The sequence below is a fragment of the Deltaproteobacteria bacterium PRO3 genome, assembly GCA_030263375.1.
Classification (GTDB): Bacteria; UBA10199; UBA10199; order DSSB01; family DSSB01; genus DSSB01.
The window spans coordinates 1-19517 of record SZOV01000065.1 but is presented as its reverse complement, the minus strand read 5'-3'; the positions used below and the strand labels follow the sequence as shown (position 1 = coordinate 19517).

The following is a 19517-nucleotide window of genomic DNA, read 5'->3' as shown; positions in this document are numbered from 1 at the left end:
GCGGCTGGCGGCGCTGCGCCCGGACGCGCAGGCGGAACGGTCCGACCTCGAGCTCGGGACCGCCGTAGGGGACGACCTCGACCGGCATCGGCCAGCGATCGAGGGTGATCGGGAACAGCGGCGGCGCGATCAGTCGGCCGAGCGCCTCCGGCCCGCCCTCGGTGCCGTAGCCGGAATCCTTGACGCCGCCAAACGGCATCTCGGCCGATGGCAGCGCCGGCTGGTTGATCCAGAGCATGCCCACCTCCAGGCGCTGTGCCAGTTCGTGCGCGGTCCTGATCGAGCGCGTGAACGCATAGCTTGCAAGCCCGAACGGCAGGCGGTTGGCCTCGGCGCTCAGCTCGCGGCGGCGTTCGGGATCGAGGCCGCGGCGGGAGAGCTCGCGCTCGGCGCGGCGCAACTCGCGGATTCGCTCGCGGACCTCGGCGACGCGGCGCTGCGCGGCCTCGAGGCGGACGCGGATGTCGCGGGTCTGGGATTCCAGGGGAGCGAAGCGCGGGTCGCCCTCGCGGGCGCCGAGCAGGGCGGTCAGTTCGCGGACCTCGCGACGGGCGTGCTCGACCGCGCGGGCGGCCTCGCGCAGCGCGGTCTCCTGATGCCGGGCGGTCAGCTCCTCGGCGACCAGGCGCCGCAGCGGCGAATCGGCGTGGACGCCCGGAGGCAATAATCCGTGCTCCGCCGCGCTGCGGGGGCGCAGGCGGATCTCGCCGGCCACGAGCCGGCGCGCGGCGCTGGGGAGGTCTTCGCCGCCTTCGCGGCCTATCAATGCCGCCAGCGCCTCGTGCGGGCGAAGTCCGCCCAAGGCGTCGGGGTTGGCCTCGAGATGCTCGCGGGCCTCGCGGTATCCGCGTAAAAATCTCTCCCGGCCTTCGGCGGTGCGCAGGGTCTCGGGATCGGCGCCGCGTAGCAGGTCGTCGAGGTGGGCCATGGCCTCGGCGGTGGCTTCGTCGGCCATCATCCTCAGGCCCAACTCCGTTTCCGGGGAGCTTTCCCGGTCGCGAATCCTTTCGTCGATGCGCGGGTCTCGAAGAATCCGGCGGCCGCCTTCTAAGTCCAATCTTCGTACGCCGCTGAGGTCGAGGCGAGTGCCATCGTCGGCCGGTCGCTCCGTGCTCCGCTCCGCGGGCCGCTCGGGAATCACCGGCCGGCCCATCGCCGCCTCGATCAAGGTGGCGAGGCCCTCGGGTCCGACCCGGTTGGCGTGCTCGGGGTTTACATGGGTGAGGAAGAACCGGATAAAGCGGCGAGAGGCCTCGTTGAGGGCCGGCGGCTCGCCGTGGGGGTCGAAGCGGCGGGCGACGTGGTCGACGATCGCGTCCAGGCTCTCGGGGGAGTAATGCTCATAGGCGTCGAGGTCGACCAGCTCACGGAAGAAGGCCCGTTCCTCACCCGCGCGGCGGGCGGCCGCTTCGCGCGCGGGGCCTTCCTCGGCGCCGCCGCGGTAGGGGCCGCCGGCCGCCTCGCGGCCGCTGCCGAGACGCTCGGAGCGGGCGTTCGCCAGGGCGTCGGCCAGGGAAACGTGGTGTTCGCGGCGCGCGGTTCGCTCGGCCTCGCTGCGCGGCGCGCCGGGGCGCTCCGCCGCGGCGCGCGGGGCTTCTTCCAAGCCGAAATGTCCCGCCCAGTGGTGCGTGCCCATGACGTGGTCGGCGCCGGCTTGGCCGATGTTCATGCCGATGTTGAGCATGATGCCTCGCACCGAGTTGTCCGGTTCGTGGCCGATGATCTCGGTGACGCTGCGCTCGGCCGTCTCGAACCTTTCCAGATAATAACGGTCGCCCGTCGCCTCCCACATGGCGCGCATGTGCTCGCGGCGCTCGACGGCGCGGTGGAAGTCGCTGTCCAGCAGATCGCGGGCGCCGCGCTCGGCGTGGTAGCGGATGTTTTGCGAGATCTGGAAGGTGATCGCCGTCGCCACCTGGCGGTAGAGGAAGCGGCCGACCATGCTGCTGGGGCCGGGGATCGAGCTGAACAGCATCATCGAGATCGGGTCGTTGATCATGCTGTCGGCGCTCATCCGCAGGCCGGAGGCGAAGGGATTGTCCATCGGCCGGTTGAGAATCAGGGCCGAGGTGGAGGCGTGGATCAGATTGAAGGTGACGCCGGAGGCGACGTGGCCGCCGACGTAGGCGATGCCGCGCCCGGCCATCATGGTCATGCGGATCGCCGTGGTCGAGACCATGCGCAGGGCGGCGCGCTCGGCCAGGCCGATGACGATGCGGGAGACCGCGGCGCGCGCCATGCCGCCGATGCCGCCGGAGAGGGCCATCAGGCCGATGTCGACGGCGAGCTGCCAGTTGAAGGTCTGGCGCAGGAAATGCCCCCATTCCTCTTCTTCCGGGATGCGCGCGCGGTAGTCGGCGACGCGCTGGCGCAGGTCGGGGGAGACGTTTGTGCCCTCCTCGAGGATGATGTCGCAAAAATCCTGCAGGGCGGGACCTAAGTCGCCCCGGCCTTCCATGCTGAGTAGGTCCCAATCGGTGTCGTCGGCGACCACCAGCTGCAGGGCCGCGAAGGCGCGCTCGGCGCCGCCGGGGTCGCCGATGTGTTCCATCGCCCGGATCAGGCCCCAGACCGAGCCGGTGCGGCCGGCGCCGTCCTCGCCCACGCGCTGGACCGGGATGCGGTTGATCGCGCCGTTGTATTCGCTCACTAAACGGGCGTTGCCCTCGTTCGCGGCGCCGAAGAGCTGCAGGGCCGCCTCGAAGGTCTGCGGCATGCGGTCGGGCGGCAGGGTCGCCAAAAAGCGCGGCAGCTCCATCGTCATGCGGTCGATGGTGCCGATGTCGTAGGGGTATTCCTCGCCTTCGGCCCGCAGGGTGTGCAGGCGGATGCGGGCGAGGCCCCGGACGATGCGCAGCGTGCGGTCGAAGCGCGCCCCCGCCTCGCCGTTCAAGATGGTCGCGGAGACGTCCAGCAGCTGCTGGATCTGGGCCTGGGCCTCGGCGCGGTGCGCGTCGCCGGCCGGGTCGGAGCGCAGGAAGGCCTGGACCTCGGGGTCGGAGTAATAGGCCGTCATCGCGGCGCGGGCCTCGCCGCTGCGTCCCTCGACGGTGAGGCTCATCGCGCGCGCGAAGCCCTCGTAGACCCGGCGCGCCTCGGGGATGGACTCGCCCTCGGCGAATTGGTTCCAGAGGCTGGTCTCCATGCGGCGCATGGATTCCACCGTGGGTCGCAGCGCGTCGACGGTTTCGATCTCATTGCGGCAGAGGAAAGTGCTTTCAAAGCCGTGCTCCATCGCCCAGTGGTAGGCGGTGGTGGCCCGGACCGCGACCAAGGCGCGCTCGGCCGTGCGCAAGCGGCGTTCTTCCGCTTCGCGGGCCTGGGAGAGGGCGCGGGTGAACTGTAAAATCGCGCTTCGCCGCTCGGGGCCGGCGGGGATGTCGGCGATCAGCGAGGGTAGCGCCGCCGTCATCGTGTCGTAATAGACGTTGCGGAAGCTGTCGACCTCGCGGCCGCGGGCGCGCATGCGGTCGACTTCCATCTGATTGAGGAACTGGAGGGACTCGGCAAAGACCGAGGGCCGTTCCGCGGGTCGCAGGGCACGGATCATCTCGAGGTGCTGGTCGACGAAGGCCTGCAGGCCGTAGTCGTTGCCGTGCAGGCGCATCCGCATGCCCTCGCGGAAGCTGTCGCCCAGGAGGGTCAGGATGCGGCGGCGCTCGCCCGGACCGGCGGCGCCGCTCAAGCGGTTCAGCAGGGCGCGCCGCGCCTCGGTCAGCTCGTCGACGATGGCGTTGCTGCCGCCGTCGCGCCCGCCGTAGCCGTCGACCCAGAGCCACATCTCGCGGATGTCGCTGCCCTCGACCAAGCGGTCCGGGTGGGCGCGGACGAGGTCGTGGATGTGGTTACGCAGGGCCAGGCGGTAGCGGTGGATCTCGACCAGCATCTCGGGCGAAGGGCGTTCGTGGCGGACGATCGAAGTGAGCGCGGTGAAGGCGCCCTGAATCTCGAAGGGGTCCGCGGAAAATTCGCCCAGGATCGCGTTGAGCTGGACGCGGGCATCGACGGAGAGCGGTTCGCTGCGCTCGGCGTCCGAGCCGATCAGGTCGCGAACCCGGTTGAGGATCTCCTCGCGCTGGGCCCCGTGCATGTGAGGCAGGATCTCGCGGTAGACGCGGGCGCGGCTCTCGGGAGTGAGCGGGGCCATCTCGGCGTCCAGGGCGGCGAAGACCCGCGAGGCCATCTCGGGCCGGCCGATCTCGGACAGTCCGGACATCAACGAGGCCCAGTCCTGCAGCGTCTCGGAAAGCAGGTGCGCCCGGTCGCGCGGCCGCGCCTCGCGAAGCGCCGCCCGGTCCGCGGCGATCCAGCCGTCGACGTAGTCGCCCAATAGGTCGCTCATGCCCGCGCCGGAGAAGGCGCCCAGGATCAGGGCGCGCGAGGCGAAGGGGTTGCCCTCGTTGGCCGGGTGGGCGGCGATGCTGCCCTCGACGCCGCGCAGGATGGCCGCACAGGTCTCCATGTCGCCGCCGGAGGCGTAGGCCTGAGCAACCATGCTCAGGCGCGCGGCGCCGGCGTTGGGGTCGTCGGAGGCGCGGGCGCGGTTTTCCATGTCTTGGAGCAGGGCGGGCAGCGCCTCCGCGGTCGTCCCGAGTAGGCGGTGCGGCGGCTCCAAGAGCAGAAAGTTCATCGTGCCTTCGGTGTAATTGGCTTCGATCCAGCGGTGGAGGCCGTTGTAGCGCGTCCATAGGCTTAGGGCGGTGAAACGGCTCTCCTCGGTGCCGTGCTCCCAGAGGTGCCGGATCTCGCGGCCCAGGGAATTCATCATCGAGGCGAAGTTGACGTCGAGGCGCCCGGTGCCGACGTAGGCCTCGAGGAAACGCACCAAGATCGCCTGCCGGTCGGCCTCGCTTAAGCCGTTGGTGCGGTTCTCCGGCAGCAGGTTCATCTGCGAGGTCTGGTAAATATTATAGAGGCAGCCCCGCGCGGCCTCGCCGTTGCCCAGCCGGCGGTATTCCTCATACAGCCGCCAGTAGAGGCCGATGCGCCCACGCGTGGTCGTGCCTGCCGAGCTTTGCAACTGGGCCTGGTATTCCAGGGTGCCGAGAAGATGCAGGGGTCGCTCCATATGGAGCACGTCCTCCTCGGTAACGCGGCGCGGGTCGTTGCGCAGGAGCCTTTCCAGAGTTTCGAGGCTGGCGGTCAGATTTCCCCGATTGCTGCCGGAGACGAAGTTGGCGTATCGCCCGCCCTCGGTCAGCTCGCCGCGCAGACTCTGGAGCTGCTGGATGAGGCGGTTGGCGTCGGACTCGGAGAAGGCCTCGCCGCGGTGCTCCCAGAGCGTGCGGTAGAGGTCGCGCATCGGGTGGCCTTCCGGGAACTCCGCGTCGGGGGAGTGCGCCGCGGGCGCCTCGCCGGTGCGCGGGGGATTCGGATCCAATTCGCGGAAGAAGCTGGAGCGCAGGTAGTCGGGCAGTTCGCCGCCGGCCGCGACGGTGTCGGGGTGCGTGTGCGCGGCATAGGCCGTCGTCAAATCCCGGGACAGGCGCACCGTCTCGAGCTCGGCCTCGCCCAGGACGCCGTTGATGCGCAGCAGGAGGCGGTAGTCGCTGACCTGTTGCTCGCTGGGTTCGGCGTCCGCAGCGACGCTGAGGCTGGGCAGCAGGCGCTCGGCGGCCAGGGTGCGCAAGGAGGCGAGCGAGCGGTCGCGACGGCTCTGTAAGCCGCCGATCAGGGTTGCCTCGGCCGCGAAGGCCTCGCTGCCGGGATCGGAGCGGTGGGCGTTGAGGAAGGCGAGGGCGTTGCGCGAGCTGCTCAGCAGTAAGAGATAATCTTGGGCTAGGGCGGCGGGTCCGCTGCGCAGGCCTTCTTCCACTCGGGATTGCAGGGCGGCGAGGCGGGTGAGGTGTTGCCGGATCTCGGCCAGGCGGGCATTGGCCTCGGCCGAGCCGGGAGGCAGTGTCTCGAGCTCACGGCTTAAGTCGCTCAGGCGGCTCGCCCACTGTTGCAGTTCGAGGCGGGGGCCCTCGGTCATCCCGCTGCCAGGGGCCTCGGTGCGCGCGGCCTCGGTGCGGGCCAAGGCGGCCGCGTCGCCGGCGCCGTCTCGAGCGGCGACAGGGGCGGCTTCAGCGGGACGGTCGGCGGCCGTCGCAGAGGTGGAGGTGCCCGTCACTTCCCCGAGGGGACCCGTGACCGGCCCGGAACCGGAGGAGATGGAGGTCATAGACAAAGCTCGGCTTCATCGTGCCCCCATAAAGTCGCGAAGACTTTGGACGATATCCCTATATATCGGCGGAATGAGGGAAAGATGTTGAGCCTTTTTATTATTGAAGGACGATTTTTGCGCCTTCGCATCCGCCAGGGAATTTTACCCAGGTCGCGCGAGCGAAAAAAAGGCATATTTTTAAGGATTTTAAGTGGTTTGCCCACAACAAATCCCTCGAGTAACCGATCTGTTACCTAAGCACGGGGGCACCTCAACGTCTTTTTTGAGGAGCCCGCCTGTGTCCGAAGTCAATATCTCCATTCTTTCCCGACTCTTATCCAGCTATCTTCAAGAAAGACCCGATGTCCAAGGCGTGGTCCGCAACATCCTGAGCGCCGCCGACGGCGACGGCCAAGCCAACGAGGAGGACCAGGTCCTGACCGATGTCGAGGCCCGTCGTTTCATCGAGCGCCAGCACGACGAGGCCCGGGCGATGCGGCAGCGCCTGAGCTTCCTGACCAGCCGCCGGGACGCCCTGGTCGGCACCCTCCAGGCCGCCCAAGAGACCCTGCGCCGCGCCAACGCCCCGGAGCCGGTCCTGAACCTGATCCGGGCCGCCGCCGAGCAGGACAACGACCGCAGCAACCTGAGCCTCCCGGAGTTGAACGAGGCCATCCGCCAGATCGAAGCGGCCGCCTCGGCCCTCGAGCAGCTCAATGGAGACCGCTTTTTCCACCAGGTGGAGGATATGGCCCGCGACCTGAGGGCCATGGAGCGGGAGGGGACGGAGATCCTCTTGCCCGAGACGGTGGCGGCGCAGCGCGCGGCCATCGACCTCAATTTTTTGAAATCCCTGGAGGACGGAGACTGGCAGGCCATCGCAGGGCTGGCGCGGCGGGCGGCGCGCGGCGAGGAGGTCTCCGCCGAGGACGTCCAGACCCGCTTCTACATGACGGTGCTCAGCCTGCTCAACGTCGCCGGCATCGATCCGGCGAACCGGAGCGGCGATTGGCGCCTGAGCTTCGAGAACCTCCAAGCGGCCTTGGCCCGGATTCCCGCGCAGGAAGGCGAGCGCCGCGAGTCGCCCGAGCTGATGATGGCCGAGCTGCGCTACGCCGCCGACTCGGCCCAGCAGGACTTGGGACGCATCCAGGGGCAGCGGTTGCTGGCGCACCCCGAGAGGACCGACTTGGGGGTTTCGCTGCGCCCCTTGATCGACGGGCGCCCGGAGATCTTCTCCCTGGACCCGCGCCTCCAGTTGTTTCGGGACGAGTCGGGCGAGGACGGCATCCTGACCGTGCCCGAGCTGGCGCGCAGCCTGCGCCACCTTTACCGCAATACCGGCGGGACCCCGCCCAATCCCGCCGAAGTCATGAATGAGCTGCGCGTCCTGGTGACCGCGCAGCGGCCGGAGACCCCCGCCGCGGACGCCACGCGGGCCCGCGGCGGCGACCCCTTTATCCGCGAGATGAACCGCCTGGTGCTGGAAGACCTGGGACGGATGCGCGACGGCTTCACCGAGCGCGATCGGCAGCTGGTCGACACCATGGAGGCCTGGGATTTCATTCCCCGGGTCGCATCGAACATCGTCACGCTGGGCGGTCTGACCACCGGTGGAGACACCTACGTGGAGGTGCGCCAAGGCTTCACGGAAATAGCGGCGACCCGCCGCGACAACGCCCTGGCTGAGCTGCGGCGCTTGATCGAGCACCCGGACGCGCCCTCGGCCTTTTCCGCCATTCCGAACTTCCAGACCTGGCTGTCCCGGCGCGCCGGCGCCGAGGCGCAGGTGAGCATCCCCAACGCGATGGAGTACCTGCGCCGCACCCAGCCCGCGACCTCGGCGATGCTGGACGGGCCCTTCTTCCAAGCGACGCGGCTCTGGAACCTCCGCCGCGAGGGCGACGCCGACCGGCAGGCGCGCCAATGGCTCGCCTTGGCCAACGACCTGCGCGGCGGTTACCGCGGCGAGGGCGTGACCTCGGTGATCCACGCCGTGCCCAACCTGGCCTTCGCCCGCGCCATCCTCCACGCCCTGCGCCGCGAGTCGACCAACCCGGAGATCCGCCGCGAGGCGAGGGTCGCCTTCCAGGACAGCATGGGCTACGACATCACGGACGACCAGGGCAACGTCACCCGCGGCGGCAACGGCGAGCTGGGGCTGTGGCCGGTGGACTGGTTCCGCAATTTTCCGGACGAGGCCGTCGCCACCGCGCCGAGCGACGCGGTCTTTATCGGGGCCAGCCTCTATGGCGGCGGGGTGGTCTTCCGCGGCTTCCGCGGCCTGCTGACCGCGGCCGGCCGGCGCGAGCTGATGGTAGGCTTGAGCGAGTTCGCCGGCGTGCGCAGCACCGCGGTGGTGCAGGCGGCCGCTTCCGAATCGCTTTCCCTGAATTCCCCGGGCTGGTTCGGTCGTTGGATGATCCGCGGCGCCGAGCGGCGCGTGGCCGCCGCCGAGGCCCAATTGACGGCCGCGACCACCGAGGCCGAGCTCACCGCCGCGCGCAACGCCCTGTCTCGGGCCCAAAACGTCCATCGCATCCTGACCGCCCCGCTGCAGGGCTTAGCCGAGAGCGGCACGGCGGGGGCCGTGGCGGCGACCGGCCTGCGCGGCATGGGCTACGTCCTGCGCGGCGCGGGCTGGCTGGTCGACCAGGGCATTCCCCGCTACGCGATCGCGAGCCAGCTCTTCACCCGTTTCGCGCGGCGCAACCGCTTCCCCTTGATCCTGGACCGGGAATACACGGTGGGGCTGCCCTCGTCGCCGCGTGCGGCGGAGGCCTCCGGCCCCCTTACCCGGGGAAATCGGGGCGGCGCCCGCGTTACCGGCGGCCGGTCGGCGACCCCTCGGAACGCCGACGGCGATGCCGGGGCCCCGGCCGAGGCGGCGGTGCCCATCCTGCTGAATCCGACCCAAGACGGCGATGCCGGGACGCCTCCGACGCTGCGTCTGGAGTTGCCCCGTCAACCGCGGTGAAGAGGCGCGATTTGACGGAATTTTGTGCAAAATCTCCAAGGGAATTGAGGGCTTCGCCGGCTGTTCGCATCTTGGACGCAACTTTAGGAAAGGCGCCCCGATACTGAGGCGTGGCATGCATTATTAGCCCCGTAACCAACATATAAAGGGACCCCTGCATTCGGTCCCGTAGAGCGATTTAATTGGGAGGAATTCCAAGATGACTCCGATCCAACCCCGTCACAACGGCCTTGTTTGCGAAGCCCCGCCCCCGGAAGAACTGGTTTGCCGCGCGGATCAACCGGAGCAATTGTTCTCGAGCGTGGACGGCTACACCGACGCCTCTTCCTTCCTCGCGTCGACCTCCTCCCGTTCGGATCGGATCCATGCCCGCTATGCCCAACAAGTTTTAGAACGCAGCCGCGCCCGCATCCTCGGCGACGCCGGCTTCTCCAGCGGCGGCGCCTCGAGCAGCCATTCCAATCCCGTCGCCAGCAGCCTGCTCGGCGCGCTTAGCCTGTTCAGCGCGACCGGCTGCGCCAACCACGCCCCCCTCAACGAGGACGGCGGCGCGGGCGGCGACACCGGCGATCCCGGCGATTCGGAGAATCCCCCGATGATCCCCGGCGGCGAAGACGGCGGCCTGGGCAGCGGCATCAACACCGCCTTCGGCACGGGTGTCTGCCCGCGTCCCCTGGACCTGGATCCCTCGACCAGCTCCGGCAACGCCTTGATGACCTGCGGCCACAACGGCCTCAACGGCAGCGAGACCGGCGTCGGCCTGATCGAGCGCCTCAGCACCTCGGCCGGCGGCACCGCGACGGCCCTCCAGCTCCCGATCACCCTGAATAACGATTCCGCCCGTCCGGTCTTCACGACCACCAGCGCCACCGGCACCGGCGGCATGATGTACACCGGCTTCGCCCCGCGCAACACCCAGCCGCAGCTCCAGGGCAACAGCGCCCTGTTCGGCAACAGCGGCGTCTTCGCGTGGAGCGAGAGTAACCCCGGCGCGGCCACCCCCGTCCTGTTCGACCGCATGCAGATCAACCTGGCCGGCGACATCCTGCCGATCAGCCTCGAGACCCACGAGACCGTCACGAGCATCCGCCCGAACGGCCCCGTCTCGATGGTGCGCGTCGGCAGCCAGCTCTTCGTGCTCAGCGAGAACCGCGCGCTCAACCCGAGCGATGCCCGCATCACCAACGCCCCGGCGACGATCCACCGCTACAACATCGCGCCCAACGGTTCGCTCAGCCCGGCCCCCGTGGCCGGCGTGCAGCCTGGCAACGTGATCTTCGGCACCAACACGCAGACCAACGCCTACCTGATCGACGGCGCCTTCCATCCGACGGCGATCGGCGACGTCGGCGACGGCCGCATCGCGGCGGTGATCCAGGGTTCCGACGACGGCACCAACCGCAGCAGCATCCGCGTGCTGACCACCGATTTCGGAGCGGCCTTCAACGCCGATCCGGCGCACCCGGATGAGCCGGTCTCCAACACCATCGACCTGATCGACTCCAACACCCCGGGCGCTCCCGACTTCGTCGTGAACAGCTCGAGCCAGGTGACGATCACCAACATCGGCGGCGTCCCGCACGCCCTTGTCGGCAGCGCCGACGGCTCGGGCCGCATCGCGGTCGTCAACCTCGACCGCAACTACGTCGAGAACCGCGTCCGCTTCGTCAACGTCCTGGACGACGACAACGACTTCAACACCGACCACGGCGACGTCGCGAACATCGTGGCCCGCCCGGACGGCTCCTTCGCCTACGTCATCACCGACACCGGCGAGGCCCGCGCGGTCACCCTGACCCCCGGCGCCAGCCAGTTCGCGGTCGGCAACGTCTACCGGATCACGCAATCGGCGCCGGCCAACGGCACCGAGCTGCCCTCGCTGTTCATCGACAGCTCGATCCTGACGGCGCGTCCCAGCGGCTACAGCAAGGCGCCGATCAACTAAGCGTCTCAAATATTACAGCAAATAAAGCCCCCGCGGAGGTAGGACCTTGCGGGGGTTTTTTATTTTTGGGTCTATTTCTTCTTCTTCGGCGCCCAGCGCGGGTCCGGCTCGGTGTCTTGGACGGCGATGCCGGTGATGGGCGTCTCGCGGGAGGGGTCGATCGCGAGCATGTCGTAGTCCTGCTTGCGCTCGGCGCTGTAGAAGCTGATCGAGCGGAAGCCGGTCAGGTCGACGTGGTTGGGAAAAAAGAGATCGAGGGTCTCGGAGTAACCCAGTGGCACCGCCACGGGGTATTCGATCAATTCTTTCATGCGCGAGGGTAGGCGGCTGAAGGTGTGCGGGTCCTTGATGCGCAGGCTGTTGTAGGCCTTGACCTTCCGCCCCGCGGCGTCCACAACCTCCCAGCGGTCGCGCAGGGGGTTCAGCTTGAGGATGTCGACGCCGTTGTTGGTGAGGCCGACGGTGACGATCTTGTAGCCTGGGATCAGGTTGTCCAAGTCGGCGTTGTACTTGGCGTCGATGGTGATGCCCTGGGCATGCAGCTCGACGCGGCTTCCGCTGTTGTTGGGATTCTTGCTTTCCTTGGCGCCGAAGCAGGCGGTGAGCAGGATCAGGCACAAGACTTGGGGCAAGTGGCGGACGAATGTTTGCATGGGGCCCAAATTTTGCCATTTCTCTCGATTTGTCAAGGGCTTGTCGCCGAGGAAGAGTTGTCGAGCTCGGCGAAGGGTTTCACCTCCCGGACCAGGTGGCAGGCCACCCGGTGCTCGGGCTTGAGTTCCTCCAAAAGGGGGACCTTTTGGGCGCAAAGCTCCTGGGCGTAGGGGCAGCGGGTGCGGAAAACGCAGCCCGAGGGCGGGTCGATGGGGGAGGGGACGTCGCCGCTGAGCACGATTTTTTTGCGCCTCAGGGTCGGGTCGGGGATGGGGACCGCCGAAAGCAGGGCATGGGTGTAGGGATGCCTCGCCCGGGCGAGATCGGCGCCGGGAATCTCCTCGACGATGTGGCCCAGGTACATGACGACGATCTTCTGACTTAAATGCCGGACCACCTTCAGGTCGTGGGCGATGAAAAGGTAGGTCAGCTTCATCTCCTGTTGCAGCTGCTGCATCAAATTGATGATCTGTGCCTGGACGCTGACGTCCAAGGCGCTGACGGGCTCGTCGGCCACCACCAGCTGCGGGTAGAGCATCAGGGCTCGGGCGATGCCGACGCGCTGACGCTGGCCGCCGGAGAACTCGTGGGGGTATTTCGCGTAGGCCTCGGGGCTTAAGCCCACCTTCTGGAGCATCCCGACCACCTGCTCGCGCCGCTGCTCGGCGCGGCCGACCTTGTGCACGACCAGGGGCTCCGTGAGGATCTGCCCCACCGTCATGCGGGGGTTGAGCGAGGAGAAGGGGTCCTGGAAGATCATCTGGAAGCGCTTGCGCAGCGGGCGGAGCTTCTTCTCCTTGAGGCCGGTGAGCTCCCGGCCGTCGAAGACCACCTTGCCCGAGGTGGGTTCGAGCAGGCGCATGAGGAGGCGGGCCAGCGTCGTCTTACCGCAGCCGGACTCGCCCACCAGGCCGACGGTCTGGCCGGCCGCGATGGAGAGCGAGACGTCGTTCAGGGCGTGGACGTGGCCGACCGTGCGGCCCAGAAAGCCGCCCTTAAGCGGGAATTTTTTGACGATGTTTTTGGCTTCTAGCAGCATATCAATAATTCAAACACCGGACCTCTTGCCCCGCGCCGACGTATTTGTTGGGCGGCATCCGGGAGACGCAGGCGTCCACCGCCCGCGGGCAGCGGGCGGCAAAGCGGCAGCCCGGCGGCAGCTTGGAGATGTCGGGGACGCTGCCCTTGATCGTGTGCAGCGGGCCGCCCCGGTCGTCGAAGAGCTTGGGGATCGATTCGAGCAGCCCGATCGTATAGGGGTGCTTCGGCTTGGCGAAGAGCCGCTTGGCCGGCGCCCGCTCGACGATCATCCCCGCGTACATGACCAGGACGTCGTCGCAGACCTCGGCCACCACGCCCAGGTCGTGGGTGATCAGGATCACCGACATGTGCATGTCGTCGATCAGCTCCTGCATCAGCTCGAGGATCTGGGCCTGGATGGTGACGTCCAGCGCAGTGGTGGGCTCGTCGGCGATCAGGATGTCGGGCTTGCAGGACAGCGCCATCGCGATCATCACGCGCTGGCGCATGCCGCCGCTCAGCTGGTGGGGGTAGTCGCGGATGCGCTTCCCCGGGTCGGGGATGCGGACCTTGCGCAGCATCTCGACGGAGATCTCGAGGGCCTCTTTCTTTCCGACCTTCTGGTGCAGTTGGACCGCCTCGGCGATCTGGTCGCCCACCGTGAAGACGGGGTTGAGCGAGGTCATCGGCTCTTGGAAGATCATCGCGATGTTGTTGCCGCGCACCCGGCGCATCTGCTCGTCGCTCAGCTTGAAGAGGTCGATGCCGCCGCTCTCCGGGATCTTTTCGGCCACCACCTCGGCGGTGGGCTCGCGGCGCAGGGACTCGAGCAGGATCTCGTTGACCGGCGTCGCCTCGGGCTCGTCGTGGCCCTCGGGCGGGTCGGGGCGTTTGGGCCCGGGCGCGACGGGCGGGGGCGTGACGCCCTCGATTTCCCCGTGATAGAGGGCCTGGCCCTCGGCGATGCGGCCGGGGCTCTCGATCAGGCGGAGCAGGGAGAGGGCGGAGACGGTCTTCCCGCAGCCCGACTCGCCGACGATGCCCAGGACCTTCCCCTGATTTAAATGAAAGCTGATCCCGTCGACGGCGGGCAGGGGCCTCCCGTGGACGGGGAAGGTGACGCGGAGGTTTTTGACTTCGAGAATCTTGGGCATATTACGTCTTCAACTTCGGGTCGACGGCGTCCCGCAAGCCCTCTCCTACCAAATTAAAGGCCGTAATCGTGAGAAAAATCGCCAAGCCCGGGAAGGTGGTCAGCCACCAGGCCACGTCGATGACGCTCTTCGCCTGGGAGAGCAGCTCGCCCCAGCTGGGGGTCGGCGGACGGACGCCGAAGCCCAAAAAGGACAGCGAGCTCTCGATCAGGATGGCCGAGGCGATTCCGAAGCTGGCGCTCACCAGCACTGGCGCCATCGCGTTGGGCAGGAGGTGCCGGCCCAAGATCCGGCGCGTCGGCATGCCCTGGCTTAAGCAGGCGGTGACGAAGTCCTGGTTGCGCAGCTTCAAGAATTCGCCGCGGGTGAGCCGCGCGATCCCGGTCCAGCCGGTCAGGCCGATGACCAGCATGATATAAAACAGGTCCTGGCCCAGGACCGCCACCAGGGCGAGGATCAGGAAGAAGGTCGGGAAGCAGATCATGATTTCGATTAGGCGCGAGATCAGCATGTCCCAGCGCCCGCCGAAATAGCCCGCGATCGAGCCCAGGAAAATTCCGATCAGGGTGTAGAGTCCCACCGCGACCAGGCCGACCGAGAGCGAGATCCGGCTACCGTGGATCAGGCGGCTCAACACGTCGCGGCCCTGCTGGTCGGTGCCCAGCCAGTGGTAGCGGCTGGGGGGCTCGAGGATCTCCTCGAGGTTGTAGTCGTCCGGCGAGTAGGGCACCGGCGTGTAGCGGAACTCGGCGCCCTTGGCCTTCCACTCCTTGAAGTCGACGCCGTGCAGCTCGGGGTAGAGATTGAGGTATTTCACCGGCCAGAGCTTGTTCAGGATGGGGAGGTAGACCTTGTCCTGGTATTTCACGTAGACCGGCACGCCGTTGGCCAAGACCGGCGCCAAGACGGCGACCGAGGCCAAGAACGCGATCACCCAAAGGCCGATCACGCTGAGCTTGCGGCGCTTGAACTGGCGCCACACCAGGCCCCAATAGCGCGGCGGGGGCGGCGGCTCCGGGGGCGGCTTGTCGGGCTTGCGTTGTGGAATCTCGAGGCTCATGCCGCTTGTTTCTCCTCGAAGCTAATCCGCGGGTCCGCGATCGCGTAGGCGATGTCGCTCAGCAAGAGGCTGAGCAGGGTCAAAAACGCCGAAATCGTCGTGATCGCCATGATCGTCGGGTAGTCGCGCGAGCCGATCGCCTCGAAGGCCAGCTTGCCCATGCCGGGGATCGAGAAGATCTGCTCGATGATGACCGAACCGCCGAGCAGCGCCGGCAGCAGGGTGCCCAGCAGGGTGATCTGCGGGATCAGCGAGTTGCGGAAGGCGTGTTTCCAGATCACCTTCCGCTTCGGCAGGCCCTTGGCCCAGGCGGTGCGGACGTAGTCCTGCTTGACCACCTCGAGCATCGTCGTGCGCGAGAAGCGGGTGATGAAGGCGAAGCTGCCATAGACCATCGTCACCACCGGCAGGACCAGGTGCCAGGCGTAGTTGCCCAGCTTCATGAAGAAGGGGTAGTTCTCGACGCCTTCGGAGTGCAAGCCGCCCATCGGGAACCAGTTCAGGTGGTCGCCGCTCGCGAAGTACATCAGCAGGAGATAGGCCACCCAGAAGGTGGGCAGCGAATAGAGCACGAAGAGCAGCACCATGACGCCCTTGTCCAAAAAGGACTCGCGGCGCAGCGCCGCGTAGACGCCCAGCGGGATCGAGACCAAGTAGGCGAGGAAGAACTCGATCAGGTTGAGCGTCAACGTGATGGGCAGGGCCTCCTTGATCTTGTCCAAGACCGGCCGGTGGTCCTTGAAGGAGGTGCCGAAGTTGAGTTTGAGCACGTTGCCCAGCCAAATCTGGAATTGGATCCCGTTCTGCCCCAGCCACTCCAGGGCGCGGCGCGAGGCGTGGGGTTTGTCCTTGGGGTCGGAGCCGTAAATCGCATCCGTGACCCTGGCGATGAAGGCCTCGTAGCCCGCGGGCAGGTCGACCTTGAGGCCGTAGAGCTTGAGCATCTGGTCGGTGACTTCCTGGGAGACGGCCGTCTCTTTCAGGCCCTGCGCGGCCTGCAGCTTGAGCGTCGCGGGGTTGCCGGGCGCCAGGCGCACGATGAAGAAGGTGATCAGCATGATCCCGAGCAGGGTCGGGATCATCGTGAGGATTCGCTTGAGCAGGTAGGCGCTCATCCTATTTGCCGACCCTCCATTCGAGGATGTCCAAGCCCATCGGATAGACCTTCACGTTTTCGAAGCGGCGGCTGCGCGCGACCAGGGCGGGGCCGCTGTAGAGGAAGGCGTAAGGCTGTTCCTCGTAGATGATGCGGTGCAGTCGGTGGTAGAGCTCGCGGCGCTTCTCTTTGTCGAAGGTCTGGCGCGCCTCCTCCATGATCTTGTCGGCCTCGCCGTTTTGGAAGCCGACGAAGTTGGAGCCCTTTTCCGCCTGCGAGGAATGCCAAACCTGGTAGGGGTCCTGGTCCAGGCCGAAGGACCAGGCCAGCGAGACCGCGTCGAAGTTGCGGCTGTTGAGGTTTTGCACGAAGACCGCCCACTCCATCGTCTGGATCTCGACCTCGATGCCGGCCTCGGCGAAGTCTTTCTTCATGATGGTGGCCAGGTTTTGGTAAAACTCCGCGCCGGAGGGCAGGAGAAACTTGAAGCTGAATTTCACCCCGTCCTTGTCGCGGATTCCGTCCCCATCGTGATCGATCCAACCGGACTCGTCCAACAGTTTTTTCGCCCCTGCCGGGTCGAAGGGGATCTGCGGCAGGCTCTTGTCGTATTCGTAGCCGAAGATCCAAAAGGGCCCCGTCGTCAGCTTGCCCAGGCCGTACTCGAGGTTTTTCAAAATGCCCTCGCGGTTGATCAGCCGGGCCAGGGCCTCGCGGACCTTGCGGTCCTGAAAGTAGGGACGGCGCAGGTTCCAGCCGACGTAGCGGTAGGCGGGTGTGTAGTACTCGTGTTTGGCGAAGAGCTTCTCGAAGGCCGGGGTGTTGGATTGCTTCACCCACTGCTTGGGGTTGAGCGAGTCCATGTCGAGGTCGCCCTTCTTCAGGCGCTGGAAGGCGACGATGTCGTCGGGGATGATGCGGAAGACGATGCGCCGGATGTCGGGGAACTTCGCTTTGTCCCAGTAGTTTTCGTCGCGCTCCAGGACGATCTGCGAGCCCGTGTCCCACTTGACGAACTTGTAGGGCCCGTTGCCGATCGGCGCGCGGCCCGCGGGGTGGCTGTTGAAGTCTTTTCCGTCGTCGAAGACGTGCTTGGGGATGATCGGGATCCCGCCGACGAACTCCAGCGCCTTGAAGTAGGGAAGGGCGTAGGTGAAGCGCACCGTGTAGTCGTCGAGCTTCTCGACGTTTTTGACGTCTTTGTAATAGACCCGCATGTGGGGCGCGTCGACCTTCTCGTCCATGATCTTCTGGAAGGTGTATAGGACGTCGTCGGCAGTGAAGGGTTTGCCGTCGTGCCACTTGATGTCGTCGCGCAGATGGAAGGTGTAGGTGAGCTGGTCGTCGCTCACCTCCCAGCTCTTCGCCATCTTGGGCTTGAACTCGAGCGTCGCGTTGTCGCGCTCGATCAGGCTGTCGAAGACAAATCCGTTGATGCGGCCCTCGTAAGCGTCGGTCGCGGTGATGCGGTTGAGCGTGTCGGGCTCGCTGCCCAGGTGGTAGATCAGGGAGTAGGGGTCCTTGGGGGCCTGGACCTCGCAGGCGCTCAGTCCCGCGAGGGCGAGGCCTAAGGCGAAGGCGAGGCGCAGGCGACGGCCGGCATTGTCCCGAAATGTGCTTCCCAAGCGCTCCACGGCTTCCTTCCCTCTCTGGGCCTCGCGGCGGCTTTGCCGGTGCCGCCCGCAAGAGTGAGTCTAAATGCTCGATATGTCAATGGTTTTTGGCATCGCCCCGGAGCCGCGTTACGCGCTGCGCCATAAGAAGCCCGCAACAAGGCCGGGCGGGAGACGACACGCGATCATAAGGGGCACACATGTCGGCACCTCGAGTGCAGTCCGTCGTTCCGGGACCGGATCTCGCCGCCGCTCCGCCGGCGGCGATCCGTTGCGACGATTCCGCGCAGCAAGCGATCCGGAATAATTTTCGGGAGCGGGTCCTACCCTCACTCGGCCGCTTCGACGTCGACGCGGCCTGGAATCGCGGCGCGGACCTCTTTCGCCGGGCCGACTTTCAACTCCTCCTGAAATTCCATCAGACCACCTTGCCGATCGAGGACTCTCCGGACCTGAAAATTCTGGAGGGGGCGGGGCTCTGCGCGAAGTTCAGCAGCCGCGATGGGAAGCTAGCCGCCTCCGGTCCGATCGGCTTGGGCGGCTTCGTCGCGCTGGGCGGCCTGTTCGATTTTTGCGGAGTCGAAGCCGATTCCGCGGGGCGTCTCATCCTCGACGCCTGTCCCTGTTCGCTTCCGAAGTCCGAGGACATCACCGCTCCCGTCCTGCAAAGCCCGCTCGGGGTGCTGTTTCCCGAAGGCCGTGCGGAGGCGGTGCCGCTGCTCCGCTTCCGCAAGCTGCTCGATGCGGCCCCGGGGTCCTCGGCGGGGCCCGGCGCCGACTTGCTGGGGGCCTTGGCCGAGGCGACGCTCAAAATCACCGTCCCCTCGGACATCTGGGTGGACGATCCCCCCGGCACGCCCGGCGGCAGCTGCCATCCCTTGATGGCGGGGCTGGAATTTTTTCTGGACCTCCCCCTGCTGCGAAAAAATATCGAGGAGGCCCGATGGCGGAGCTTCGATCTCTCGGGGATCAAAGAGGGTTCGCACGTCGACTGGCCCCGCCTCGACTTGAGCGCCCTGCCGCTGCCGGAGGGGATCCGCATCCCCGAGGGCCGCGCGGACCTGCGCGTCGATTTCCGGCCGGAGTCGGGGGAGACCGAGATCGTCTTGAAACATTTGGAAGCGCGAGTCCAGATTCCCGCTTTATTCGGGGAGCCAAGCGTCCGGCTGCGGGGCGGTTTGACACTCATGCTGAAAAGGGGCGGCGAGGCCCATGTGGACTTTCGCGATCTTGAGATCGAGCTCCCCGGCTTGCCCCCCGGCCCGGAGGCCGCGCTGGGCGCCTCCCTGCGTCTTAAGGGCGGAATCCGGTTGCGCTACGACGCGGCCGCCTCCGATCTGAAGATCGAGGGGGCTAAACTGCAATTGGAAGAGATCCGGCTGAAAAGCCTCACCGATCGCGCCTTGCAGTTCGCCGCCGAAGGCCCGCTTTGGACGGGGGCTCTCTCGGGCAACCTCGAGATCGATTACGACGCGGCTGCGAGACCGGATCCGCTGCGGGTTTCGGGGGAGTTGGCGGGCGGGGTCGTCGCCGAGCTCGACGGGCGGCGCTTCGAGGTGAAAAACCTCCATGCGGTGTGGAGCGGGCCCTTCGCGGAGGGCGCCGAGGGCTTAAGCCCGCGTGCGGAGGATTGGGAGGTGATGCTGGGAGGCGACCTCTCCGTGGCCCTGCCGGGCGCCGCCGCGGGCTTCACGGCGGAGGGGGTGGATTTGTATTGGGGCAAGGCGGACTCCAAGCTCCGCTTGGAGGGCGACGCGAGGCAACTTAAGTTCGGGCCCTTGGCCCTGCGACCCAAGCTTCGCCTGGAGATCCAACGACAGGACTCCGACGGAAAAACCGCCTGGACGGGGACG

The 19517-nt window shown here is 67.0% G+C and carries 10 protein-coding genes; 3 read left to right on the top strand and 7 right to left on the bottom strand.

Translation table 11 applies throughout. The features are described from left to right. A partial coding sequence (locus tag FBR05_10625; GenBank protein MDL1872646.1) for an aldehyde dehydrogenase family protein occupies positions 1–6163 on the bottom strand: 6163 nt, incomplete at its 3' end. A 280-nt stretch (positions 6164–6443) separates the two neighbouring features. Between FBR05_10625 and FBR05_10620 the strand changes: the two genes are divergently transcribed. Both FBR05_10620 and FBR05_10615 read left to right on the top strand, forming a co-directional pair. Then, positions 6444–9122 (top strand): hypothetical protein, encoded by a 2679-nt coding sequence (locus tag FBR05_10620; protein MDL1872645.1) that lies wholly within the window; start codon positions 6444–6446, stop codon positions 9120–9122. 199 nt (positions 9123–9321) lie between these two features. Further along, positions 9322–11067, top strand: a complete 1746-nt coding sequence (locus tag FBR05_10615; GenBank protein ID MDL1872644.1) for a hypothetical protein — start codon at positions 9322–9324, stop codon at positions 11065–11067. Between the two features lie 71 nt (positions 11068–11138). Here FBR05_10615 and FBR05_10610 read toward each other — a convergent pair whose 3' ends face one another. Genes FBR05_10610 through FBR05_10585 form a run of 6 tightly spaced genes read right to left on the bottom strand, consistent with a single transcriptional unit; the run spans position 11139 to position 17685 of the window. After that, positions 11139–11720 (bottom strand): hypothetical protein, encoded by a 582-nt coding sequence (locus tag FBR05_10610; GenBank protein ID MDL1872643.1) that lies wholly within the window; start codon positions 11718–11720, stop codon positions 11139–11141. Positions 11721–11752: 32 nt separating this feature from the next. Next, positions 11753–12760, bottom strand: coding sequence for a dipeptide ABC transporter ATP-binding protein (locus FBR05_10605; GenBank protein ID MDL1872642.1), 1008 nt, complete (start codon positions 12758–12760; stop codon positions 11753–11755). A 1-nt stretch (position 12761) separates the two neighbouring features. After that, a complete protein-coding gene (locus tag FBR05_10600) occupies positions 12762–13895 on the bottom strand; it encodes an ABC transporter ATP-binding protein (protein MDL1872641.1) in 1134 nt (377 codons plus the stop codon). A gap of 1 nt (position 13896) precedes the next feature. Then, positions 13897–14955 (bottom strand): ABC transporter permease, encoded by a 1059-nt coding sequence (locus FBR05_10595; GenBank protein ID MDL1872640.1) that lies wholly within the window; start codon positions 14953–14955, stop codon positions 13897–13899. Then, positions 14952–16070 (bottom strand): ABC transporter permease, encoded by a 1119-nt coding sequence (locus FBR05_10590; GenBank protein MDL1872639.1) that lies wholly within the window; start codon positions 16068–16070, stop codon positions 14952–14954. The genes FBR05_10595 and FBR05_10590 overlap by 4 nt, the downstream gene beginning before the upstream one ends. A gap of 1 nt (position 16071) precedes the next feature. After that, a complete protein-coding gene (locus tag FBR05_10585; protein MDL1872638.1) occupies positions 16072–17685 on the bottom strand; it encodes a peptide-binding protein in 1614 nt (537 codons plus the stop codon). A 179-nt stretch (positions 17686–17864) separates the two neighbouring features. Between FBR05_10585 and FBR05_10580 the strand changes: the two genes are divergently transcribed. Then, positions 17865–19517 (top strand): hypothetical protein (locus FBR05_10580; GenBank protein MDL1872637.1); only part of this gene is annotated, 1653 nt, incomplete at its 3' end.